Source organism: Mycolicibacterium sp. XJ662 (assembly GCF_053484035.1).
This window is the reverse complement of record NZ_JBEFTL010000001.1, coordinates 958,764-981,488: the sequence shown is the minus strand read 5'-3', so window position 1 is coordinate 981,488 and position 22,725 is coordinate 958,764. Positions and strand designations below refer to the sequence as shown.

22 protein-coding genes are annotated in these 22,725 nt (G+C 67.2%); 10 read left to right on the top strand and 12 right to left on the bottom strand.

All coding sequences use genetic code 11. The features are described from left to right. Positions 1 to 319: 319 nt before the first annotated feature. From rplI to ABQE93_RS04480, 7 genes are all read right to left on the bottom strand, one after another. Positions 320 to 778: a 50S ribosomal protein L9 gene (gene rplI, locus ABQE93_RS04510; RefSeq protein WP_448406069.1), complete on the bottom strand. Its 459-nt coding sequence runs from the start codon at positions 776 to 778 to the stop codon at positions 320 to 322. 22 nt (positions 779 to 800) lie between these two features. After that, the gene (gene rpsR / locus ABQE93_RS04505) at positions 801 to 1,055 is read right to left on the bottom strand and encodes a 30S ribosomal protein S18 (protein WP_448391565.1); all 255 of its coding nucleotides are present in this window, start codon (positions 1,053 to 1,055) and stop codon (positions 801 to 803) included. Positions 1,056 to 1,093: 38 nt separating this feature from the next. Further along, entirely contained in the window at positions 1,094 to 1,600 is a 507-nt protein-coding gene (locus tag ABQE93_RS04500; RefSeq protein WP_448406068.1) for a single-stranded DNA-binding protein, read from the bottom strand. Between the two features lie 76 nt (positions 1,601 to 1,676). Then, positions 1,677 to 1,967: a 30S ribosomal protein S6 gene (gene rpsF, locus ABQE93_RS04495; RefSeq protein WP_448406067.1), complete on the bottom strand. Its 291-nt coding sequence runs from the start codon at positions 1,965 to 1,967 to the stop codon at positions 1,677 to 1,679. Between the two features lie 202 nt (positions 1,968 to 2,169). After that, complete coding sequence (locus ABQE93_RS04490) at positions 2,170 to 3,768, bottom strand: glycosyltransferase family 87 protein (protein ID WP_448406522.1); 1,599 nt, start codon at positions 3,766 to 3,768, stop codon at positions 2,170 to 2,172. An 11-nt stretch (positions 3,769 to 3,779) separates the two neighbouring features. Further along, positions 3,780 to 6,197, bottom strand: coding sequence for a transglycosylase domain-containing protein (locus tag ABQE93_RS04485; RefSeq protein ID WP_448406521.1), 2,418 nt, complete (start codon positions 6,195 to 6,197; stop codon positions 3,780 to 3,782). A gap of 145 nt (positions 6,198 to 6,342) precedes the next feature. Continuing rightward, the gene (locus ABQE93_RS04480) at positions 6,343 to 6,786 is read right to left on the bottom strand and encodes a DUF5318 domain-containing protein (RefSeq protein ID WP_448406065.1); all 444 of its coding nucleotides are present in this window, start codon (positions 6,784 to 6,786) and stop codon (positions 6,343 to 6,345) included. Positions 6,787 to 6,874: 88 nt separating this feature from the next. Between ABQE93_RS04480 and ABQE93_RS04475 the strand changes: the two genes are divergently transcribed. From ABQE93_RS04475 to ABQE93_RS04460, 4 genes are all read left to right on the top strand, one after another. Further along, positions 6,875 to 7,735 (top strand): DUF1707 SHOCT-like domain-containing protein, encoded by an 861-nt coding sequence (locus ABQE93_RS04475; protein WP_448406063.1) that lies wholly within the window; start codon positions 6,875 to 6,877, stop codon positions 7,733 to 7,735. A 128-nt stretch (positions 7,736 to 7,863) separates the two neighbouring features. Then, on the top strand, positions 7,864 to 8,418 hold the full coding sequence (locus tag ABQE93_RS04470; protein WP_448406520.1) for a PadR family transcriptional regulator: 555 nt from the start codon (positions 7,864 to 7,866) through the stop codon (positions 8,416 to 8,418). A gap of 39 nt (positions 8,419 to 8,457) precedes the next feature. Further along, positions 8,458 to 9,564, top strand: coding sequence for an inositol-3-phosphate synthase (locus tag ABQE93_RS04465; protein WP_448406062.1), 1,107 nt, complete (start codon positions 8,458 to 8,460; stop codon positions 9,562 to 9,564). 95 nt (positions 9,565 to 9,659) lie between these two features. Beyond that, entirely contained in the window at positions 9,660 to 10,571 is a 912-nt protein-coding gene (locus ABQE93_RS04460) for an Rv0045c family esterase (protein ID WP_448406061.1), read from the top strand. Positions 10,572 to 10,599: 28 nt separating this feature from the next. On the opposite strand, the gene ABQE93_RS04455 is transcribed toward ABQE93_RS04460, so the two are convergent. Then, the gene (locus ABQE93_RS04455) at positions 10,600 to 10,845 is read right to left on the bottom strand and encodes a hypothetical protein (RefSeq protein WP_448406060.1); all 246 of its coding nucleotides are present in this window, start codon (positions 10,843 to 10,845) and stop codon (positions 10,600 to 10,602) included. Positions 10,846 to 10,937: 92 nt separating this feature from the next. Continuing rightward, the gene (locus tag ABQE93_RS04450; RefSeq protein WP_448406059.1) at positions 10,938 to 12,122 is read right to left on the bottom strand and encodes an aminoglycoside phosphotransferase family protein; all 1,185 of its coding nucleotides are present in this window, start codon (positions 12,120 to 12,122) and stop codon (positions 10,938 to 10,940) included. A 74-nt stretch (positions 12,123 to 12,196) separates the two neighbouring features. Between ABQE93_RS04450 and ABQE93_RS04445 the strand changes: the two genes are divergently transcribed. The 5 genes from ABQE93_RS04445 to ABQE93_RS04425 all read left to right on the top strand — a co-directional run bounded on the left by ABQE93_RS04445 (position 12,197) and on the right by ABQE93_RS04425 (position 16,772). Further along, positions 12,197 to 12,988: an LLM class F420-dependent oxidoreductase gene (locus ABQE93_RS04445; RefSeq protein WP_448406058.1), complete on the top strand. Its 792-nt coding sequence runs from the start codon at positions 12,197 to 12,199 to the stop codon at positions 12,986 to 12,988. 61 nt (positions 12,989 to 13,049) lie between these two features. After that, positions 13,050 to 13,730, top strand: coding sequence for a GntR family transcriptional regulator (locus ABQE93_RS04440; RefSeq protein ID WP_448406056.1), 681 nt, complete (start codon positions 13,050 to 13,052; stop codon positions 13,728 to 13,730). 45 nt (positions 13,731 to 13,775) lie between these two features. Next, the gene (locus tag ABQE93_RS04435) at positions 13,776 to 15,536 is read left to right on the top strand and encodes an ABC transporter substrate-binding protein/permease (protein WP_448406055.1); all 1,761 of its coding nucleotides are present in this window, start codon (positions 13,776 to 13,778) and stop codon (positions 15,534 to 15,536) included. Next, entirely contained in the window at positions 15,536 to 16,273 is a 738-nt protein-coding gene (locus tag ABQE93_RS04430) for an amino acid ABC transporter ATP-binding protein (RefSeq protein ID WP_448406054.1), read from the top strand. The genes ABQE93_RS04435 and ABQE93_RS04430 overlap by 1 nt, the downstream gene beginning before the upstream one ends. A 55-nt stretch (positions 16,274 to 16,328) precedes the next feature. Next, the gene (locus tag ABQE93_RS04425) at positions 16,329 to 16,772 is read left to right on the top strand and encodes a MarR family winged helix-turn-helix transcriptional regulator (protein WP_448406053.1); all 444 of its coding nucleotides are present in this window, start codon (positions 16,329 to 16,331) and stop codon (positions 16,770 to 16,772) included. 3 nt (positions 16,773 to 16,775) lie between these two features. On the opposite strand, the gene ggh is transcribed toward ABQE93_RS04425, so the two are convergent. Beyond that, positions 16,776 to 18,116 carry a glucosylglycerate hydrolase gene (ggh, locus tag ABQE93_RS04420; protein WP_448406052.1) on the bottom strand — a complete coding sequence of 447 codons (1,341 nt, stop codon included), beginning with the start codon at positions 18,114 to 18,116 and terminating at the stop codon, positions 16,776 to 16,778. A 54-nt stretch (positions 18,117 to 18,170) separates the two neighbouring features. On the opposite strand from ggh, the gene ABQE93_RS04415 reads away from it, so the two are divergent. Beyond that, the gene (locus ABQE93_RS04415; protein ID WP_448406051.1) at positions 18,171 to 18,836 is read left to right on the top strand and encodes an SDR family oxidoreductase; all 666 of its coding nucleotides are present in this window, start codon (positions 18,171 to 18,173) and stop codon (positions 18,834 to 18,836) included. Positions 18,837 to 18,855: 19 nt separating this feature from the next. Here the strand turns inward: ABQE93_RS04415 and ABQE93_RS04410 are convergent, their stop codons facing one another. Beyond that, positions 18,856 to 19,737 carry a PDDEXK-like endonuclease domain-containing protein gene (locus tag ABQE93_RS04410; RefSeq protein ID WP_448406050.1) on the bottom strand — a complete coding sequence of 294 codons (882 nt, stop codon included), beginning with the start codon at positions 19,735 to 19,737 and terminating at the stop codon, positions 18,856 to 18,858. A 101-nt stretch (positions 19,738 to 19,838) separates the two neighbouring features. Next, a complete protein-coding gene (leuS, locus tag ABQE93_RS04405; protein ID WP_448406049.1) occupies positions 19,839 to 22,715 on the bottom strand; it encodes a leucine--tRNA ligase in 2,877 nt (958 codons plus the stop codon). Positions 22,716 to 22,725 lie beyond the last annotated feature (10 nt).

Here is a 22,725-nt window from a genome sequence, read left to right as displayed (position 1 = left end):
AAGGTTGTGCATGGCGTGTGGATAGACCGCTCCCCCCATGTTGACGGCCTGGGGAGAACCTGTGGACTAACGACCCCGTTGAATACATTTGTGCAGTTAAGCGCACCACAGATGGGGTGTGGATCTGTGGATGACAATTCGTTCGGCGTGTCGTGCCGGGTTGCCGTCTCGGGCGTGTTGAGTATCGTCCCGACGGCGCGCAGGTTAACAGCCGGTTATCTTCGCTGTAACGCGCTGGGCCCGCAAAGTTCGCCAGCGCATACAGCAACGACCGGGTGAAGGCCGATCAAGCCCTCACCCGGTCGTATTGAGGCTGGCGCTAGTTCGCGGCGACGACGGTCAGCGACACCGAAGCATCCACCTCGGGGTGCAGACGCACCTCGATCGGATGGGTGCCCGTCGTCTTGATGTGTGCCTTGGGCAGCTGGACGGTGCGCTTGTCGAGGTTCGGCCCACCGGCGCTCTTGATGGCCGCGACGACGTCTGCAGCCGTCACCGAGCCGAACAGCTTGCCGGTGTCCGGAGCCGCCTTGACCGACAGTTCCACCGCGCCCAGCCCCTCGATGGCAGTCTTCAGCTCGCCCGCATGCTCGAGGCTCTTGACGCTCTTGGCTTCGCGGGCCCGCCGGATCGCCTCGGCCTGTTTCTCCGCGCCCCGGGTGGCCACGATGGCCAGCTTGCGCGGCAGCAGGAAGTTACGGCCGTAGCCGTCCTTGACCTCCACGATGTCGCCCGTCGTACCGAGGTGGTCGACGTCAGCGGTAAGAATCAGTTTCATTCTCTAGTCCTCTTATCGCGGCTTATCGCGCCGACGAGCTGAACGGCAGCAGCGCCACCTCGCGGGCATTCTTGACCGCGACGGCGATGTCACGCTGGTGCTGCACGCAGTTGCCGGTCACGCGGCGCGCGCGGATCTTGCCGCGCTCACTGATGTAGGTGCGCAGCAGCGCGGTGTCCTTGTAATCGATGTCCTGCCCCTTCTTGGAGCAGAACACGCACTTGCGAGTCTTGACCGGCTTCTCGGGAGCCGGGCGGCGTTTGTTGCTCTTGGCCATGTATCTCTATCTCTTCTCGATATTGCTGATCAGTTTGGTTAGAAGGGCGGCTCGTCGTCGTTGCCGGCAAAGGAGCCGGTCGCGGGCGCGCTGCCCCACGGGTCGTCCTTGGGCTGTTCGGGCTGGCGAGAGGCTCCGCCGCCGCCACCACCACCGAAGCCGCCGCCGCCCCCGCCGCTGCGGCTGGCCTTGTTCACCTTGGCAGTCGCATACCGCAGCGATGGGCCGATCTCGTCGACCTCGAGCTCCACCACGGTGCGCTTCTCGCCTTCGCGTGTCTCGAACGACCGCTGCTTGAGGCGGCCCTGCACGATCACCCGCGCGCCGCGGGTCAGGCTCTCGGCCACGTTCTCGGCGGCCTCACGCCAGATGTTGCATCGCAAGAACAGTGCTTCGCCGTCTCTCCACTCACCGCTTTGGCGGTCATAGATACGCGGCGTCGACGCGACCGTGAAGTTGGCGACAGCTGCACCCGATGGGGTGAACCGCAGTTCCGGGTCGGCGGTCAGATTTCCAACGACGGTGATGATGGTGTCACCAGCCACGAGATCCTCCTATATGGGCGGCTTACTGGGCGCGAGCCTACGGAAGCGCTCCGACGTGTACAGCCTCTTCTTCGGACTAGTGCTTATCGGTCCGCATCACCTTGGTCCGCAGCACGGACTCATTCAGGTTGAGCTGGCGATCCAGCTCGGACACTGTCGCGGGCGCAGCCTTCACATCGATGACGGCGTAGATGCCCTCGGCGTGCTTGGCGATCTCGTATGCGAGCCGGCGTCGGCCCCAGATGTCGACGTTGTCGACGGAGCCGCCGTCCTTGCGGACCACGTTGAGGAACGCTTCCAGCGACGGAGCTACGGTGCGCTCGTCGAGGGTGGGGTCGAGGATGACCATGATTTCGTATGGACGCATGAAGACCTCATCACCTCCTACGGTCTGATCGGCCACGGACGTTCCGTGACAGGAGGGTCGCCTGCGTCGGCAACCGGCCTAGGCTACAGGAAACCGCGCTGATCTGCGAAATCGAGGGGGCTTCGACGTCGACTGTGCGGTTTCATACGCCGATGACGGCGCGTCGCGTATGAAACTGCACTTTCGTGCGACCGGTTGGCGTTTACGACGCCGACACGGCGGTGCTGACCCGCGACCGATCACGGTCCGGGCGCAGCCAGTCCGGCAGCCACGACGGCGGCGCGTCCGGTGCCCCGTCGAACACCCCGCCGGCCGGGTCGTCGACCTCGCCGCGGGCGCGGACCAGATCCAGTTCCGGCCGGTAGATCTGGCGGATCACCAGCGCGCACAACGCGATCACCGCGATATCGCGCAGCAACACCGTCGTGGTGAACCACTGCTCGGGCAGACCACCGTTCTGCTCGCCGTAGAGGTACAGCATCCGCGGCACCCACACCAGCGCGTCGATCGTCATCCAGGCCAACAGCACCCGTCGATGCGGCAACGCCAGCACCGCCAGCGGCACCAGCCACAACGAGAACTGCGGGCTCCACACCTTGTTCGTCAGCAGGAACGCCGCCACCACCAGGAACGCCACCTGCATCACCCGCGGCCGGTGCCGCGCGGTCAGCGTGATGTAAGCGATTGCAACACAACACGATAGAAACAGGATCGCGGAAACGATGTTGGTCACCGTCGGCGGTTCCCAGAAGCCGAGATCGGGATCGAAACCGCGCCAGCCGGTGAACGACTTCACCACGTTGTACAGCGAGTCCATATCGTCGCCGCGGCGGGTGTTGAGCCGGAAGAACTCCGACCACCCCCGCGGAAACAGCACCATGATCGGCAGGTTCACCAACAGCCAGGCCGCCACCGCCGCCACCGCGGCGCGGACGACCTCACGCACCTTGCCGGTGCGCACAGCCAACACCGCCAACGCCCCGAGCAGCAGCACCGGATACAGCTTGGCCGCCACCCCCAGACCGATCAGCGCTCCGGCCAGCACGGGTTTTCGTCGCGCCCACGCCAGCAGCGCCCCCGTCGCGAAAGCCGTTGCCAGCGCGTCGAAATTCGTAAAGACTTGGAAGATCAGCAACGGCGACGCCGCCACCAGCGCGGCGTCCCAGACCCGGCGCGGACCGGCCAACTGCGATGCCGCCCACACCGTGATCAGCCACGCCAGCGCCAACCCGAACGCGGCGATGTTGAAGAACATCACCACCTCGGCGATGATCGGCACCGACGCCAGCTTGGTCAGCGCGGTGTAGGTCTTGGCCAGCGACATCGACACGTACTGGTAGAGCCCGGTGAGCACCGGATACTCCATGTAGCGCACCGCGAGGTTGCCGTCGTACTGGATGTGCGGCTCACCGGAGGCGTCCTTTTCCACCCAGCTCGACTTGTACGGGAACTTCCCCAGGTTCAACAGTTCCGCGGTGTAGAGCGGGACGGTGTCGGAATAGCACAGCTGGTAGTACGCGCGCTGGTTGTCCCAGTTGCCGACCCGCTGATCGGCGGTGCCGGTGCCGGTGGTCTGCAGACACGCGGCCTTGGTCGCATAGCCCAGCGCGAGGAACACCAGTCCGAGGATCAGCATCACCCGCAGCGGGGTCAGGAACCGTTGCCTGCCGATCAGCGCGTGCTTGCCGACGGGCCCACCGATCACATCTGACAGCGCAGCGCCGACGGTGTCGGTGCGGCTGGGAAAGTCGCGTTGGTCCAGGCTCCGCCGGTCATCTACCAGCGGAGCCGGTGATTTCAGGTCCGGCTCGGTCACGGAGGCGGAGGCGGGCCGGGCGGGGGCCCAGGGGCTCCCGGCGGCGGCGCGGGCCCGACAGGTGCGGGCTGGCCGGCGGGCACAGGCGGACCCGGAGCGGGCTGGCCGGCGGGCGCGGGCGGACCGACCGGCACAGTGGTGGGCGGACCCCACGGAATCGTAATGCCCGGTGCCAGTTCAAGAGTCGGCTGAATCACGGTCTGCTGCGACGACGGGGCGTCCGACGGTGGCGGCTGGTCTTCATCGGGAGCGGGGGTCCGTGGCGCGACCGGAGCCTGCGGCACACCGGCATAACCGCCGATCTCTTCGGGTTTGGGGAACGTCTCGATCTCGGTGCCCTGGAGCGCACCGTCCATCGTGGCCTTCCAGATGTCCGACGGCAGACCGGAGCCGTAAACCGGTGAGCCCCATTGGTTCTCCAGCGGTTTGTCGCCGCCGGTGGTGCCCACCCACACCGCCGTCGACAACGACGGCGTGTACCCCACCATCCAGGCGTCCCGGTTGGCGCCGGTGTCGCCGAGCTGGTTGGTGCCCGTCTTGGCCGCCGACGGACGTCCGCCCGCCAACGCGTGGCCGTTGGAGTACGCCGCAATCGGCTGCATCGCCGACGTGACGTTGTCGGCGACCTTCTCCTCGATGCGCCGCTCACCCTCGGTGTCCTGCTGCGACGCGTCGAACAACACCTCGCCCTGCGCGTTGACCACCTTCTGCACGAAGTGCGGTTTGTGGTAGACGCCGGAGGCTGCGAGCGTGGCGTAGGCCGACGCCATGTCGATCACCCGAGTCTGGTACTGGCCCAACACGATTCCGTTGTTGGGCGGACCACCCTGACCGTCCTCGGACAGGGTGTGCTCGACACCGGGGAAGCTCTCGGCGATACCGGCCTGGTGCGCGGCCTCAGCGACGTCTTCGGGGCCGTTCTCCAACTTCAGCATCAAGCGGTAGTAGCTGGTGTTCAGCGAGCGCTTCAGCGCCTCGGCGATATTGCAGGTGCCGCAACCGCCACCCTCGACATTGGTGATCTTGATCCCGTTGACTTCCAACGGCGAACTGTCGACCTGGGTGCCCAACCCCATGCCCTGCTGCAGCGCCGCCACCAAAGCGAACACCTTGAACGCCGACCCCGTCGGCAACCCGGCCTGCGCGAAGTCGAACCCGTTGGCGTCGTCACCGCCGTAGTACGCCTCTACCCCGCCGGTGCGCGGATCGATCGACACGACCGCGGTCCGCATCTCGGGATCTTGACCATCGAGATACTCCGCGGCCGCCTCCTCCGCGGCCGCCTGCGCCTTGGGGTCGATGGTCGTGGTGATCTGCAGACCCTCGGTGTTGAGCGTCTTCTCGTTGATGTCGAACAGGTCGAGCAGTTCCTGTTTCACCTGCCGTTCGATCAGCCCCTTCGGGCCGGTCGTCAGGTTCTGCGTACGCGCCAACTCCGGCGGCACCGTCTCCGGAAACACCTGGGCGGCGCGCTCACCAGGCGTCAACGCACCGATCTCGACCATGCCGTCGAGCACCCAATTCCACCGGGCGGTGGCACCCTCGAGGTCGACGGCCGGATCCAGGCCAGACGGCCGCTGGATCAGCGCGGCCAGCAGCGCGCCCTCGGCGACCGTCAACGCTTCGACCGGCTTGTTGAAGTACGCCTTAGCCGCCGCGGCGACGCCGTAGGAGCCGCGACCGAAATAGATGATGTTCAGGTACGACTGCAGCACTTGGTCTTTGGACCATTCACCGGACATCTTCGTCGAGATGACCAGTTCTTTGGCCTTGCGCAGCAGGCCGCCGACGCCGGCGCGTTCCGAACCCACCAGCGCGTTCTTGACGTACTGCTGGGTGATGGTGGACCCACCCTGCAGGTTCTCCCCGGAGATGTTGTTCTTGACCGCCCTGGCGAAGCCGGTGAACGAGAACCCCGGGTTGGAGTAGAAGTTGCGGTCCTCGGCGGCCATCACCGCGTCGCGCACATGCACCGGGATCTGGTCGATGTCCACGTCGACCCGATTGCCTTCCGGCGGCACGATTTTCGCCAACTCACTGCCGTCGCTGGCCAGGATCGTCGAGACCTGGTTGGTCCGGATGTCACCGGGCTTGGGCACGTCGACGATCAGGTAGGCCATCGCGAACGTCACCATCGGCAACACCAGGAACACGATGGCGGCCGCCAACAGGCCGCGGCGCACCCATGACCAGTTGACCGGCTTGCGCTGGCTGGGCCGCCGTGGCGGCGGTGGGCCTGCCGGCGGTTCACCACCACCGGGTGGGCGCCGGGGCGGTGGTGGAGGCGGCGGCTGTTTAGGTGCCGGGGTGCCGTCCAGCGCTGCCTTGACGGCGTCGATGGGATCGCGCAGATGCGGTGGCGGCTGATCGCGCACCGGCGGCAACACCGACGTGTTCCGATCGTCGGGCGGCACCGGTCGAGTGCGGTTGGCCGACGGCGCGTTCTCCGGCGGGCGATGTCGCCCGCCGCCGTCGGCCTTTCTGGGCTCGGGCTCGCTCACACCGTCAGCCTCGCGTCCCTTACGGACATCGTTGACTGATCGGTCGGGTCGCCCTTCGCTATTCACTGGCCGTGCGCGCGCGATCGCGCGCCGTCTGGGTGCCCCGCGAAGCCCGCCGTCCCCGCGTGGGGCCTGTCGGCGGGACATCGCCAAGCACATACGACTTGACCAGGTGATTCCAACTGCAGGTGCGGCATACCTCCACCACGTGTACCGAGAACTCGTCGTACCGGGACGCCAGCAGGACCAACTCCTCGGCGCTTCGCGCCGAACCTGACACCGCGCCCAGGTGGTCACCGAATACCCACGAAACCAGCGTGAGTTGCTCTTTACGGCAGATCGGGCACATCACCGAGCTGGGCTTCCCATGGAACTTGGCGGCGCGCAGCAGGTAGGGGTTGGCGTCACAGACCTCGGAGACGCCGGTGCGCCCCGAGTAGACCTCCGCCAGCAGGGACCGACGCCGGAGCGCGTAGTCCACCACCTGTCGCTGCAATCGCACGAGGACCAGAGTACGTCGCTGTGACAGACACCGAGGCGCGACGTGCTTCCCGCCGCGCCAGGGAAAACCATCTTTTACGATCTTCGACGTGGCTTCGGGCAGCTCAGGGTGGCGCACGTCGGGGATGCGGGCAAAAGACAGCGACCGCACCGAGACCTGTCAGATCCTGGACACCGCCCTGGCCGACGGTCAGCTGTCGATGACCGAGCACGGCGAACGGGTCAAAGCCGCCACCTCGGCCGCGACGCTGGGACAGCTGCAGCAGCTGGTGGCCGATCTGCAGAACCCCAAGGCGGCGCAGACCCCGATGATCACCAAGGTGGTCAACCGGCAGGTGGGGCAGCCGGTGAACTGGGGGATCCGCGCCGCGGTGGCCGGTGTGCTGGTGGTCGTCGGCATCGCGATCGGCTGGGGGCTCTACGGCAACTCGTCGTCACCGCTGAGCGCAGACCCGGGTGCCCAGCCCGACGGCATCACACCCGTCGTGCTCACCCCGCCGCGTCAGCTGCATTCGCTCGGCGGCCTCACCGGCCTGCTCGAGCAGATGAAACAACGCTTCGGCGACACCACCGGCTACTCGCTGACCGTCTACCCGGACTACGCCGTGCTGAGCCGGCCCGACCCCGCCGAGGACCGCCGCGAGCTCAACTACGCCTACCGCGGCGGCTGGGACGATCCGTCGTCGAGCTCCAGACGCAGCGACGCCACCGTGGTGGATCTGGGCCGCTTCGACGTCAAGGCGGTCGTCGGTGTGCTGCGCGGGGCCCCGGAAACGCTGGGCATCAAGCCCGCCGACGTCACCAGCACCTACCTGTCCGTCGATCCGAGCCGCGACCCGACGACACCGGGTGCGTTGACGATCTCCGTCTCCGTCTCCAGCGATTACGGCAGCGGTCGTATCGATATGGCGCCCGACGGCAGCGTCAAGCGGATGAGCTATCCGTCCTGATAGACGCGCTTTTCCGACATTTGCCGTTTGCCCGCGCGTCACCCGGCATTCGCGACGAATATATCGGCGCGATACACTGAGGCGAGGTGTCGGACCGCCGTATCGGATCAGCAAAGGAGGTGTCCTCGGTGCTTGAGCTGGCCATCCTGGGACTCCTGCAAGAGGCTCCGATGCACGGCTACGAACTTCGTAAGAGGTTGACGGGGCTGCTCGGGGCGTTTCGCGCGTTCTCCTACGGCTCGCTGTACCCGGCGCTGCGCCGGATGCAGACCGACGGGCTGATCGTGGAGGATCCGGCACCGGACGGCACCCCGAAGATGCGTCGCGCGCGGCGCGTCTACCGGCTGACCGATGCCGGTAAGAATCGCTTCGCCGAACTGGTGGCCGATACCGGCCCACAGAACTACTCCGACGACGGGTTCGGCGTGCATCTCGCGTTCTTCAACCGGACCCCGGCCGAGGCCAGGATGCGGATCCTCGAGGGACGCCGTCGTCAGGTGGAAGAACGCCGTGAGGGCCTGCGTGAAGCCGTTGCGCGGGCAAGCAGTTCGATCGACCGCTACACCCGACAGCTTCATCAGCTCGGGTTGGAATCCAGCGAGCGCGAAGTCAAGTGGCTCAATGAGCTGATCGCGGCCGAACATTTAAGCCAGGGTCGCTCAGACAATCCTGTGCAGCCGTAAGGCAATTACCGAGTTAGTACGAAGGGAAGAGTTCGTGTCATGAGTGAGCACATCGGAGCCGGCGCGCCGGCGACAGACAACGCAGAGGTGCGGGTCGCGATTGTCGGTGTGGGTAACTGTGCGGCCTCGCTGGTGCAGGGCGTGCAGTACTACCAGGACGCCGATGAGTCGGCCACCGTGCCCGGTCTCATGCATGTGCGGCTCGGCCCGTACCACGTGCGCGATGTGAAGTTCGTCGCGGCGTTCGACGTCGACGCCAAGAAGGTCGGGTTCGACCTGTCCGAGGCGATCTTCGCGTCGGAGAACAACACCATCAAGATCGCCGACGTGCCGCCGATGAACGTCACCGTGCAGCGCGGCCCGACTCTCGACGGCATCGGCAGGTACTACGCCGACACGATCGAGGTGTCCGACGTCGATCCCGTCGACGTGGTGTCGGTGCTCAAGGAGAACAAGGTCGACGTGCTGGTGTCCTACCTGCCGGTCGGCTCCGATGACGCCGACAAGTTCTACGCCCAGTGCGCGATCGACGCCGGGGTGGCGTTCGTCAACGCGCTGCCGGTGTTCATCGCCTCCGATCCGGTGTGGGCCAAGAAGTTCGAGGATGCCGGGGTGCCGATCGTCGGCGACGACATCAAGAGCCAGATCGGTGCGACGATCACCCACCGCGTGATGGCCAAGCTGTTCGAGGACCGCGGTGTGCAACTGGACCGCACCATGCAGCTCAACGTCGGCGGCAATATGGACTTCCTCAACATGCTCGAGCGCGAGCGGCTGGAGTCCAAGAAGATCTCCAAGACCCAGGCCGTCACGAGCAACCTGCAGCGGGAGTTCAAGACCAAGGACGTGCACATCGGCCCGTCCGATCACGTCGGCTGGCTCGATGACCGCAAGTGGGCCTACGTGCGGCTGGAAGGTCGCGCGTTCGGTGACGTGCCGCTGAACCTGGAGTACAAGCTCGAGGTGTGGGACTCGCCGAACTCGGCGGGCGTGATCATCGACGCGGTGCGCGCGGCCAAGATCGCCAAGGACCGCGGGATCGGCGGCCCGGTGGTGGCGGCGTCGGCATACCTGATGAAGAGCCCGCCGCAGCAGTTGCCCGACGACGTGGCGCGCGCGCAGCTGGAAACCTTCATCGAGGGCTGACCCTCTTTCGTCGATACCGAAACCGACGATTTGGCGGATTTGTACGAGTGCGGTCCGCCATTACGTCGATCTCGACGACGCGATTAAATGAAGCCGTGACCGATATCTCCGCGGACGACGAACTGGCCTCACTCGACGAGTTCATGTTCCTCAAAGAGAACGCGCGCCAGGCCGGCGTCCACACCGTGCCGCCGGTCACCCGCATCGACTCCGGGCCGATCAGCGCGCTGAAGTTCGGCGAGGGACCGCCGCGGATCGTGTTTCTGCACGGCGGCGGCCAGAACGCGCACACCTGGGACACCGTGGTCGTCGGCCTCGGCGAGCCAGCGCTGGCGCTCGACCTGCCGGGCCACGGTCGCTCGGCGTGGCGCGAAGACGGTGACTATGGACCCAAGCTCAACGCGGTCACCATCGAACCGGTGCTGCACGAACTGGCGTCTGACGCCGACCTCGTCGTCGGGATGTCGCTGGGCGGGTTGACGGCGCTGCGGTTGGCGGTTGCAGCCCCCGCTTTGGTGCGCCGGCTGGTGCTCGTCGACGTCACCCCGTCGGCGCCGCAGCGCCACACCGAGTTGAGCGACGATCAGAAGGGCACCGTCGCGCTGGTGCAGGGCCCACGCACCTTCGAAAGCTTCGACGCGATGCTCGAACTGACCGTCGCCGCCGCACCCCACCGGGACCGGGAGTCATTGCGCCGCGGCGTTTTCCACAACGCCAAACGCCTCGACGACGGCACCTGGACGTGGCGCTACGACGAGATGCGCAAGGGCGAGGGGTTCGACGGCCTGTGGGACGACGTGCCCCGGCTCGAGGTGCCCACCACGCTGGTGCGCGGCGCCAAGTCGTTCTTTGTCAACGACGACGATGCCGCCGAATTCGCCCGTACCGCACCGGGCTTCCGCGATGTGCGCATCGTCGAAGACTCCGGCCACTCGGTACAGAGCGACCAGCCGGGCAAGCTGATCGAGATCCTGCGCGAGGTGCTCAACGAACAGCGGCGACGCTAGCAGCGCCGCCGCTGTCCTGCCCGTAACATCAGCTGTCCCAGTAGCTTCCGCTGTCGACGCTGTCGTAAAGACCGTAGAACTCCTGCGGGATGTTCAGCTGCACCGGACCCTCGATCTGCGGAACATCGGCTGACAGTTGAACGTTCACGCCCGCGGGGTGCGCAGCCAACGTGGCCGGTCCGGCGTCGGCGTGTGCCGCACCTGCGCCCGCGACCCCGAGCCCGGTGAGCGCAGCGCCCATGGTCAGTACCTTCCAAGTAGCCGTGCGTTTCATTGTGTGCTCCTTTTCCTGCGTTGTCGTTTCCCCGACATGTCCAATGTCTCGCTCTGCGGTGAGGGCAGAAGGAGAGCAAGATGAGCGCTTTCTCATCCGGCGCTCGCCAGCCATTTCTTCGCCAGCTCCAGGCGCGCGACGGTGTGCTCGCGCCACTGCGGATGCTGGATGCGGAACGGCCCGGTGGCCAGGCCGAGCAGCGCCGCGGCGGTGCGCTGGCGCAGCTGCCGAGGCGAAACCCGCCGATCGGCGTGGGCCAACACCTCGTTGGCGTACCGTCCTGCCGTCGGATGCCACCGGTCCTCCAGGTCCAGCCCCGACAGGTGCGCGATCAGCATCGCCCACTCGTCGATGCGTTCTCCGGGGCCGGCGGTGTCCAGATCGACCAACCCGGTGATCCGAGCGCCCTGGGTCAGCAGCTGACCCTCGTAGAAGTCTCCGTGCACCGGCACCACCGCGCCCGCCTCCTGCTCGACGGTGTGCAGCGCTGCGACGAGCTCAGCCAACTCGGCCAGCACGTCCGGCTCACCGGCCGCCGCCCAGCGCAGCGCGGCGGCGTTCTCGTCGACCAACCGCAGGTGCGACCGTCGCCGCGGCATCGCCGTCAGATCGGCGGGCAGCGCGTCCAACAGCGCCTCGAGCGCGTCGGGCGCCGGCACATCGCCGCCGTCGGCGAGCACGTTGCGCAGCGGCGTCCCCGGCGCCTCGGGCAGCGCGATCAGCCCGTCCGCGGTGAACGCCGCCACCGGAGGGACCGGTAGGTGCGGGCTGGCCAGGTCGTGGCGGGCGCGCACCTGCGCGACGGCAGCCGGGCGCAGCACCTTGAGGAACCATGTGCGACGGCCGTCGTGCACCTCCAGCACCGCGCGCTGCGCGGGCCGGTACGCGCGTACCCGGACGTCGCTCACGTCCGTCGCGCTGAGCCCGAGGTGCCGCAGCACCCCCACGTCGCTGGCCGCGGCCAGCGCAGGAAGGGCCGGATCTTGGGGCCAGCGCCAGATGCCGACCTCGACCGGCTCGCCCAGATGTTCACCGGCCACGACGGCCGCGCCCGCCGGGATGCGGCTGCCGGTCGTTGCGGCCAGGATCTCCGTCGTGCGGGTGCCGTCGGCGCGACGCACCGCCGCCCAGTACATGACGGTGGCCGCGCCGCTGGGCCGCACGTTGACGTGACCGGGCTGCAGGTGTTCGAGTTCGCCGCCGTACTCGGCGAGGGCAGCGGTCAGCACGTCGGGTGCGTGCGGGCCGAGAAGCAGATCCAGCGCGGGCGAAGTCATATCACCAAGCGTGGTGTTCGCGGCAGAAACGCCGATGAGTGCGAGATGAGAGTGCTCTCATCTAACTTGAAACAGTGAGCTTTCCCATTCGCATCGGTGTGCAACTACAGCCGCAACATTCCCCGGAATACGGCCATATCCGCGACGCCGTCCGTCGCTGTGAGGACATGGGCGTCGACGTCGCCTTCAACTGGGACCACTTCTTCCCGCTGTACGGCGATCCCGACGGCGCGCACTACGAATGCTGGACGATGCTGGGCGCCTGGGCCGAGCAGACGTCGCGCATCGAGATCGGGGCGCTGGTGTCGTGCAACTCCTACCGCAACCCCGAGCTGCTGGCCGACATGGCCCGCACCGTCGACCACATCAGCGACGGCCGGCTGATCCTGGGCATCGGTTCGGGCTGGAAACAGAAGGACTACGACGAGTACGGCTACGAGTTCGGCACCGCGGGCAGCCGCCTCGACGACCTGGCCACGGGGCTGCCCCGCATCACCTCGCGGCTGGCCAAGCTCAACCCGCCGCCCACCCGGCCGCTGCCCGTCCTGATCGGTGGCGAAGGTGAGAAGAAGACGCTGCGGCTGGTGGCCAGGCACGCCGACATCTGGCACACCTTCAGCGGCAGCGCCGGCTACCCCCGCAAGGCCGAGGTGCTGGCGCAGCACTGCTCGGACGTCAGCCGAGATCCCGCGGCGATCGAGCGGTCGGCCGGAGTGTCGGGCAAGACGACCGACGAGCTGCTCGCGGAGGCCGACGCGCTGGCCGAACTCGGGGTCACGCTGCTGACCGTCGGCGCCAACGGTCCCGACTACGACCTCACCGAGGCCGAAGCGCTGTGTCGCTGGCGCGACCGCCACACGAGCTAGTCACCCCCTCGCGTCGATCCGCTCCGGCGCACCGCACCGGCGTGAGACACTGTTGGCCGCGATGCCAAAGAAGTATGGGGTCAAAGAAAAAGACCTCGTGGTCTCGCATGTTGTCAACCTGATACTGACCGGCAAGCTCCGCTCAGGTGATCGGGTGGACCGCAACGAGATCGCCAAGGAACTCGGGGTGTCCCGCGTGCCCATCCAGGAGGCCGTGGTACAGCTCGAGCACGACGGCATCCTTTTCACCCACTACCACCGCGGTGCGTTCGTCGAGGTGTTCGACGAGACCGTCGTGCGCGAGCACCACGAAATCTACGGCCTGCTCAACGGCGTCGCCGCCGCGCGCGCGGCCACCGACCGCAATCCGGAGCTCATCGACGAGCTCGCCAGGCTGGTCGGCGTCATGCACAACACCCGCAGTTCGCGTGGCTTCAACGAGACCGGCTGGGACTTCCGGCGGCTGATCAAGGAGCGGTACGCGGGCCCGCGGTTGCTCGCGCTGATCCAGGCGTCGCAGGCGCTGGTGCCTGAGGCGTTCTGGAGTGCGTATGTCGACAACCACGACGAGATGCTGCCGTTCTACGAGCGCGAGGTCGACGCGATCCGCCGCGGCGACACCGACGCGGCGCGCGCGGCCAACATCGACCGGTCCGACCTGATGGTCCGGATCATGCTGGCCGAACTGGTGCGCCGCGGTGTCCTCGCCCCGTCGGCACACCCGGCCTTGCATTCCGATTGACCTGACGGCGCCGCCGCCGGGGCCGACGGTCGCTACGTTGCAGTAATGAAGACAACCGTCGTGGCGCTGATCGGGTTGTTGACCTTCACCTTGGGTCTGGCGCCGCCGGCACGGGCGCAGGTCGACCAGTGCGCGCCGCCCGGCGTCGAGAGCGCCAGCGCACTGCCCACCAACCTGGCCGCCGCGGCCAAGGGACCGGACGAAGACAGCTACACCACGGCCACCGTCGTGCCGCTCGACTCCGTCGACGTGGATGCGCTCGGCCTGAGCACACCGCGAACCCTGACGGTCGGCACCCTTTCGGACGCCCCGCCGAGCATCTGCATCAACTCCGCGGGCCAGTTCACCGGGTTCGACAACGAGGTGCTGCGCGCGATCGCCGACAAACTCGGCCTGCAAGTCAACTTCGTCGGCACCGAGTTCTCCGGGCTGCTGGCCCAGGTGGCTTCGCGGCGCTTCGACGTCGGGTCGTCGTCGATCACCACGACCGAAGCCCGCCGTCGCACAGTCGGTTTCACCAACGGCTACGACTTCGGCTACTTCTCGCTGGTGGTGCCCGCCGGCTCGCCCATTACCGGGTTCGGGGACCTGGCCGCCGGGCAGCGCATCGGCGTCGTACAGGGCACTGTGCAGGAGTCCTACGTCGTCGACACCCTGGGCCTGCAGCCGGTGATCTATCCCGACTACAACACCGTCTACGCGAGCCTCAAATCTCGCCAGCTCGATGCGTGGGTGGCGCCGTCGCAGCAGGCCGAGGGCACGGTGCAACCCGGCGATCCGGCCGAGATCATCGAAAACACCTTCAGCTTGGACAATTTCATCGCTTATGCGGTCGCCAAGGAGAACCAGCCCCTCATCGACGCGTTGAACGCGGGGCTGGACGCCGTGATCGCCGACGGCACCTGGGCACGGCTGTACTCCGAGTGGGTGCCGCGCGCGCTGCCGCCGGGCTGGAAACCCGGATCGAAGGCGTCGCCGGCGCCGCAGCTGCCCAACTTCGGCGCGATCGCCGCGCAGCAACAGGAAACCGACACCAGCGGGCCGGTACAGCCCAAATCCACCCTGTCGCAGCTGAAGGACTCGTTCCTGGACTGGAACCTCTACAAGCAGGCCATCCCCGACCTGTTCAAGACCGGTCTGCCCAACACGCTGATCCTGACGGTCTGCGCCTCGGTGATCGGGCTGCTGCTGGGCATGGCGTTGGCCGTCGCCGGTATCTCACGTCACCGCCTATTACGCTGGCCTGCACGGGTTTACACCGACATCTTCCGCGGCCTGCCCGAGGTGGTCATCATCTTGCTGATCGGCCTGGGCCTCGGGCCGGTGGTGGGCGGGCTGACCGGCAACAACCCGTTTCCGCTCGGGATCGCCGCGCTGGGGCTGATGGCAGCGGCATACGTCGGCGAGATCTTCCGCTCAGGCATCCAGAGCGTCGAGCCGGGCCAGCTGGAAGCCTCGCGGGCACTGGGCTTTTCGTATACCACGTCGATGCGGTTGGTCGTGGTGCCCCAGGGTATCCGGCGGGTGCTGCCCGCGCTGATGAACCAGTTCATCTCGCTGCTCAAGGCGTCGTCGCTGGTGTACTTCCTGGGCCTGGTGGCCGACCAGCGTGAACTGTTCCAGGTCGGCCGCGACCTCAACGCGCAGACCGGCAACCTGTCCCCGCTGGTGGCGGCCGGCCTGTTCTACCTGGCGCTGACCGTGCCGCTGACCCATCTGGTGAACTACATCGACAACCGGCTGCGGCGCGGGCGGGCCCCGACCGAGGAGGACCCGCTCGAGCTGTCCTCACAGGAGATGGTCTGATGGTCGCCTTCGAACCGGTATCGTTGACGGCCAACGATATTCATTTGTCGTTCGGGCCGAACCCCGTGCTGCGGGGGGTGGACATCGACGTGCCTGCGGGCAGCACCGCCGTCGTGATCGGGCCGTCGGGATCAGGCAAGTCGACGCTGCTGCGCACCTTGAACCGGCTCTACGAACCCGATCGCGGCGACATCCTGCTCGACGGGCGCTCGGTGCTCAACGACAACCCGGATCAGTTGCGTCAGCGCATCGGAATGGTGTTCCAGAACTTCAACCTCTTTCCGCACCGCAGCGTGCTGGACAACGTGACGCTGGCGCCGCGCAAGCTCAAACGCCTCGGCGCCGACGAGGCCCGCGAACTCGGCATGGCGCAGTTGGAGCGGGTTGGACTGCGGCACAAGGCCGACGTGCGCCCGACGACGCTGTCCGGTGGTCAGCAGCAACGCGTCGCGATCGCCCGCGCATTGGCGATGGCACCGCAGGTGATGTTCTTCGACGAGGCCACCTCGGCGCTGGACCCCGAGTTGGTCAAGGGCATCCTGGCGCTCATCGCCGACCTGGGCGCAGACGGGATGACGATGGTGGTGGTGACCCATGAGATGGGCTTCGCCCAGTCGACGGCCGACGCCGTGGTGTTCATGGACCACGGGCAGGTGGTCGAAGCCGGTCGGCCCGAGCAGATCTTCGAGGCCGCCGAGACCGAGCGGCTGCAGCGATTCCTGTCCCAGGTTCTGTGAGGTAATCGCCCGTCATCACAACTTGGCAGGCTCAGACAGGTTAGACTGACGAATTATGGCCGAGGTAGAACCGCAGGTCACGGAGCTGGCGGGGGAGTTGCAGCGGGTGCTCTCCCGGGTTTTCTCCGTGCTGCGCCGCAGCGACACCAACCGCGCGGAAGCCGGTGACCTGACGTTGGCGCAGCTGTCGATCCTGCTGACGCTGCTCGATCAGGGGCCGCTGCGGATGACCGATCTGGCCGCCCACGAGCGGGTGCGCACCCCGACCACCACTGTCGCGATCCGCCGGCTGGAGAAGCTCGGCTTGGTCAAACGCTCACGTGACCCCTCTGACCTGCGCGCAGTGCTGGTCGATATCACCCCCGAGGGACGGGCCCAGCACCACGAGGCGCTGGCGACGCGGCGGGCGTACCTGGCCACGCTGCTGGGCAAGCTCAGCCCCGAGGATCTGGAGATGCTGACCAAGGCCATCGGCCCGCTCGAGCGCCTCGCCGAATAGCGCTCAGCCCAGCCAGTCCAACACCGCCGCGGCGGTCCACGACTGCTGCATGCTGCCCAGCGGTTCCCCGGTGAACGGCTCGTAGTATTCGGCGAAGCTGCCGTCGCTGACCTGCCGAAGACCTTCCTTGCGCAGCAGCCGGGCTCGTTCGGCCCAGCCGCGCCGGGCGAAGCACCACCCGAACAGCCACGTCATCACCGGCCACACCGGCCCACGCCAGTACTCGCGGGCACGGAAGTCTCGCGACACCGGCGACGTCGACGGCAGCAGACCGTATTTCAGGTCGGGATGCCCGCAGAACCGCGGGCCCTCAAGCAGCTTCACCAGGTGGCGTTCCCGCTCGTGCAGCAACCCGCCACACAGCAGCGGCGCGAACTGCGCGACCGTCTCGGTGGCCACCCACTCGCCGGCGCGGACATCGAAATCCCGTGCCGCGCCGGTTCTTTCGTCGGTAGCATCGATCACGCCCGCCCGGAACCGCTCGGCCCAGGCGTACAGGTCGCGCACGTCGGCGGCTGGGCGTTTGTAGTCCTCGCCGATCTCGGCGAGCACGTCGCAGGCGACGGCGAGGATCGCCGAGACAAACACGTCCTCGACGGCGAAGCTCATCACCTTGGGCAGCAACTCGTCGTCGTAGCGGGCCAGCTTCATCTCCTCGAGCAGCCACAGATACCGGTCGTATTCGACGTCGCTGGGGCGTTGGCTGGCGTCGGTGACGATCGCGGTGTCCGCGCGCTGGTACTCGGGCAGCGCGCCGGGAACGACGTTGGCGTAGGCGCTATCCCAGCGCGGCGAGTTGTCCATGCCGGATTCCCACCCGTGGTAGAGCGTGACCCTGCCGCGGGACTGCGGATCGCGGGCGTCGGCCAGCCAGCGGTGCCACCGCACCAGGTTGTTCCAGCGGCGGTCCAGGAACGCCTCGGCAACCTCGCGGGTGGTGCGACCGCGGGTGCGGGCGTTGTCGAGGATGCGTTGCACGGCGATCGCGTGTACCGGCGGTTGGGTGATGCCCGAGGTGAGCCGGTTGCGCGGGGCGTGGGCGGCCAGCGTCGACGTGGCCCAACGGGCGGGGCCGGGAAAGTAGCCGTCGACCCCGTTGGCGAAGACGATGTGCGGAATCATCCCGTTTTTCCACTGAGCCGAGAGCAACGTGTCGAGTTCGACGACGGCGCGCTCGACGCTCAGCGGTGCCAGCCCGATCGCCACGAACGCCGCGTCCCAGCTCCACATATGCGGGTACAGCAGCGGGGCGGCCGTCGTCATCGTGCCCAGGTCATTGCCGCGCAGCAGGTAAGCGGCGCGGGCGGAGAGCTGCGTCGGAGCGAAGCTGTGGTCGGCGGGCATCCGTACCATGATGCGACGCCCGAGCGTCGTTCGCAGGTCGGTAGCGTTGACGACATGCCGACCGCAATGATCACGGGTGCCTCACGGGGGCTCGGCGCGGCCGTCGCGGCCGCGTTGGCGCCCACACACAGCCTGGTGTTGGCGGGCCGGCCGTCGGCGCGGCTGGACGAGGTGGCCGCCGAGTTCGGCGCCGCCACGCTGGCGGTCGACCTGGCCGACACCGACGCGATCCCCGGGGCCGTCTCCGCCGTCGACGGACTCGACGTGCTGGTGCACAACGCGGGGGTGGCGTTCCCCGGGCGGGTGGCCGAGTCGACCGTCGACGAGTGGCGAACGAGTATGGAAGTCAACGTGATTGGCGCGGTGGCGCTGACGTTGGCGCTGCTGCCCGCGCTGCGGGCGGTCGGCGGGCAGGTCGTATTCGTCAACTCCGGTTCGGGTATCAACGCCTCACCCGGGTTGGCGTCATATTCGGGGAGCAAGTTCGCGCTGCGGTCGTTCGCCGATTCACTGCGCGCCGACGAGCCGTCGCTGCGGGTGACCTCGGTGCACCCCGGCCGGATCGCCACCGAGATGCAGGAGGGGTTGGTCGCCTACGAGGGCGGGCAGTACGACCCGTCGCGGTTCTTGTCGCCCGAGACGGTCGCGCGCGTCATCGCCGACGCGGTGTCGTCGCCACCCGATGGGCACATCCACGAGGTGATCGTCCGCCCCCGGTAATTTCGGTGATTTCGGTGCGTTAACCAGCGCTGAGCGCTTGTTTGCGCACCGAAATCGCACGACGGATGATCGCGATCACCCGCTCCGGGTACTGGGTCAAGTCCAGCCAGGTGAACCGAAGCACCTGCCAACCGAGCATCATCACGTCGTTTTGGCGTACGCGGTCACGATGAAAATCGTCGGTGGAGCTGTGATAGGCCAAGCCGTCGACCTCGATGGCGATCTTGGCTGCGGGGAAGGCGACGTCGACCTGGTATCCACCGACGGGGTGGTTCGTCTTCCATCCGGTGATGCCGGCTTGCCGGAGCATCTTGACCAGGAGGCGCTCTGCCTCCGAGCGGGCACCATCGGAAGCGGCTTGCAGGAGCCGCCTTGCCGCCGGCGAGCCGTACCTACCCTTGTTGCGCAGTTGGGCACGCCACAGCTCCCGCAACTCGAGGTCGTTCTGCAAGGCCCGGTCCATGAGCTTGATGCCACCGAATCGCTGAATCGCGGCCTCGAGAACGGTCAAGGGCTTGGCTGTCACACGAAGCGCTCGCTCGATGACGACGTCCGTGGGGTCGAGGTCGCGTCGCCGCAACCGGCTGCCGTTATGACACCGACCGTGCCCGTTTCTCGGCATCGTGACATCCACGATGTCCGGGGCGAACTGGGTCAAACCGTGCCACCACGCGGCCGCCATCCCGCTGGCTACCGCATGCGGCCCGTAGCCCCATACCGTTGCGCGAACACGGGCGGCGTCGGTATACGGGCGGTCGGGCACGAAGTACACACCGCGGCCGCATCTGACCCACTGGCCGCCGCGAATCCGACGCTGAACCGCGTGCGAGCTAAGGCCCGCCTCACGCGCCTGATCCAGCGTGATGACTCCGTCTTGTGCAACCAAGTATTCGTTGAGCACACAAGTTAGACGCCGATCGACGGCCCGGCGGTTCCACACCCCGCGGATTCGGTGCGCAAACCAGCGCTCAGCGATGGTTAGCGCACCGAAATCACCACCACCTAGACGACGATGTTGACCAGGCGGCCGGCGACCACGATCACCTTCTTCGGGGTGGCGCCGTTGAGGAACGCCTGCACCTTCTCGTCGGCCAGCGCCGCGGCCTCCATCGCGTCGGCGTCGGCGTCGGCGGCGACGGTGATATGCCCGCGTACCTTGCCGTTGACCTGTACCGGGTACTCGACGGTGTCCTCGACGAGGTACTGCGGATCGGCCACCGGGAACGGTCCGTGCGCCAACGAGGTGTCGTGGCCCAAGCGCCGCCACAGTTCCTCGGCCAGATGCGGCGCCAACGGCGCGAGCATCAGCACCAGCGGTTCCACCGCGCCACGCGCCGTCACCCCCTGCTTGGTCAGGTGGTTGGTGTACTCGATCAGCTTGGCCGCCGCGGTGTTGTTACGCAGGTTCGTGTAGTCCTCGGTCACCCCGGCGATCGTGCGGTGCAACAACCGCAGGGTGTCGGTCTCGAGCGCCTGGTGCTCGACGATCTGCACGGCGCCGCTCTGTTCGTCGACGACGAGGCGCCACACCCGTTGCAGGAACCGGTGCGCGCCGACGACGTCCTTGGTGGCCCATGGCCGCGACGCCTCGATCGGCCCCATCGACATCTCGTACACGCGCAACGTGTCCGCGCCGTAGTTGTCGCAGATCTCGTCGGGCGAAACGGAGTTCTTCAGGCTCTTGCCGATCTTGCCGAACTCCTGGTTGACCTCGATCTCACCGTCGGGTCCGGTCCAGTAGAACTTCCCGTCGCGCTCAACGACTTCCGCCGCCGGAACGTATGCGCCGCGGGCATCGGTGTAGGCGTAGGCCTGGATGTAGCCCTGGTTCACCAGCCGCCGGTACGGCTCCCGCGAGGTGATGTGGCCGAGGTCGTAGAGCACCTTGTGCCAGAACCGCGCGTACAGCAGGTGCAGCACCGCATGCTCCACACCGCCGACATACAGGTCCACCCCGCCCGGATCCTCCGGCCCGTGCTCGGCCGGGCGCGGCCCCATCCAGTACGCCTCATTCTCCTTGTCGCACATGGCTTCCGAGTTGTACGGGTCGGTATAGCGCAACTCGTACCAAGAACTGCCCGCCCACTGCGGCATCACGTTGGTGTCGCGGGTGTAGGGCTTGGGCCCGTCGCCGAGATCCAGTTCGACATGCACCCAGTCGGTCGCCTTGCCCAGCGGCGGCGACGGTTCGCTGTCGGCGTCGTCGGGGTCGAACAGCACCGGCGAATAGTCCGACACATCCGGCAGTTCCACCGGCAGCATCGACTCCGGCAGCGGATGGGCCCGGCCGTCGGCGTCGTACACGATCGGAAATGGCTCGCCCCAGTATCGTTGGCGCGCGAACAGCCAGTCGCGCAGCTTGTACTCGACGCGGGCCCGACCACGACCCTCGGCCTCCAGCCGCCGGGTGATCGCCTCCTTGGCCGCATCGACGCTGAGCCCGTTGAGGTAATCGGAGTTGATCACCTCGCCGTCACCGGTGTACGGCCCCTGTGAAATGTCGCCGCCGGCAACGGTTTGCACGATCGGCAGCCCGAATTGTGTGGCGAAGTCCCAGTCGCGCTGGTCGCCGCCGGGCACGGCCATGATCGCACCGGTGCCGTAGCCGATCAGCACGTAGTCGGCGATGAACACCGGGATCTGTTGGCCGTTGGCCGGATTGGTGGCATACGCGCCGAGGAACACACCGGTCTTGGTCTTGTTCTCCTGGCGTTCCAGATCCGATTTGGCCGCGATCGCCGACCGGTAGGCGGCGACGGCATCGCGCGGGGTGGCGGCGCCGTAGGTCCAGCGTTCGTCGACGTCGGCGGGCCACTGCGCGGCGGTCAACGTGTCGACCAACTCGTGCTCGGGCGCCAGCACCATATACGTCGCGCCGAACAGGGTGTCGGGTCGCGTGGTGAACACCTCGATATCCCCCGCGTCGGTGCTGAAATACACCGACGCTCCGGTAGAGCGCCCGATCCAGTTGCGCTGCATGGTCTTGACCTTCTCGGGCCAGTCCAGCAGTTCCAGGTCGTCGAGCAGTCGGTCGGAGTATGCCGTGATACGCATCATCCACTGCCGCAGCCGTTTCCGGAACACCGGGAAGTTGCCGCGTTCGCTGCGGCCGTCGGCGGTGACCTCTTCGTTGGCCAGCACCGTGCCCAGGCCGGGGCACCAGTTGACCAGCGAGTCGGCGTGATACACCAGCCGATGCGAGTCGACGATGTCGGCGCGCTCACCGGAGCTCAGCTGTGACCAGGCGCGTCCGTCACCGAGAGTGCGTGCCCCGGAGTCGAATTCGGCGATCAGCTCGGCGATCGGCCTGGCCTTGTTGGCGGCCGGATCGAACCAGGCGTTGTAGATCTGCAGGAAGATCCACTGGGTCCACTTGTAGTAGTCGACGTCGGTGGTCGAGAAGCTGCGGCGCGGGTCGTGGCCGAACCCCAGCCTGCCGAGCTGGCGGCGGAAGTTGACGATGTTGGCCTCGGTGCGTACCCGCGGATGCGTGCCGGTCTGAATCGCATACTGCTCGGCTGGCAGCCCGAATGCGTCAAAGCCCAGCGCGTGCAGCACATTTCGTCCTGCCATCCGGTAGTAGCGGGCGTAGACGTCGGTGGCGATGTAGCCGAGGGGATGCCCGACGTGCAGGCCCTCACCGGAGGGGTAGGGAAACATGTCCTGCACGAACATCTTGTCGTCGGGCACCGGGGTGCCGTCGGTGGGCGCGAGAGAACCGACCGGGTTCGGCACGTGGAACGTGGCGGCGTCGGCCCACCGCTGCTGCCAAGCGCGCTCGATCTGCCCGGCAAGCTCCGCGGTGTAGCGGTGCTGCGGGATTTCGGCGGCGGCGTCGGCGGCGGCCGCCGGAGGCTGAGCGGTCGGCGGTTCGGTCACGTCAACAGGG

What these genes read in the sequence shown, in the direction of transcription:
- ABQE93_RS04440 (WP_448406056.1), top strand. Translation starts at nt 13,050, where the DNA reads ATGCCAAAGAAGTATGGGGTCAAAGAAAAAGACCTCGTGGTCTCGCAT.
- rpsF (WP_448406067.1), bottom strand. Translation starts at nt 1,967, where the DNA reads ATGCGTCCATACGAAATCATGGTCATCCTCGACCCCACCCTCGACGAG.
- ABQE93_RS04415 (WP_448406051.1), top strand. Translation starts at nt 18,171, where the DNA reads ATGCCGACCGCAATGATCACGGGTGCCTCACGGGGGCTCGGCGCGGCC.
- rpsR (WP_448391565.1), bottom strand. Translation starts at nt 1,055, where the DNA reads ATGGCCAAGAGCAACAAACGCCGCCCGGCTCCCGAGAAGCCGGTCAAG.
- ABQE93_RS04425 (WP_448406053.1), top strand. Translation starts at nt 16,329, where the DNA reads ATGGCCGAGGTAGAACCGCAGGTCACGGAGCTGGCGGGGGAGTTGCAG.
- ABQE93_RS04430 (WP_448406054.1), top strand. Translation starts at nt 15,536, where the DNA reads ATGGTCGCCTTCGAACCGGTATCGTTGACGGCCAACGATATTCATTTG.
- ABQE93_RS04435 (WP_448406055.1), top strand. Translation starts at nt 13,776, where the DNA reads ATGAAGACAACCGTCGTGGCGCTGATCGGGTTGTTGACCTTCACCTTG.
- ABQE93_RS04450 (WP_448406059.1), bottom strand. Translation starts at nt 12,122, where the DNA reads ATGACTTCGCCCGCGCTGGATCTGCTTCTCGGCCCGCACGCACCCGAC.
- ABQE93_RS04465 (WP_448406062.1), top strand. Translation starts at nt 8,458, where the DNA reads ATGAGTGAGCACATCGGAGCCGGCGCGCCGGCGACAGACAACGCAGAG.
- ggh (WP_448406052.1), bottom strand. Translation starts at nt 18,116, where the DNA reads ATGCCCGCCGACCACAGCTTCGCTCCGACGCAGCTCTCCGCCCGCGCC.
- ABQE93_RS04455 (WP_448406060.1), bottom strand. Translation starts at nt 10,845, where the DNA reads ATGAAACGCACGGCTACTTGGAAGGTACTGACCATGGGCGCTGCGCTC.
- rplI (WP_448406069.1), bottom strand. Translation starts at nt 778, where the DNA reads ATGAAACTGATTCTTACCGCTGACGTCGACCACCTCGGTACGACGGGC.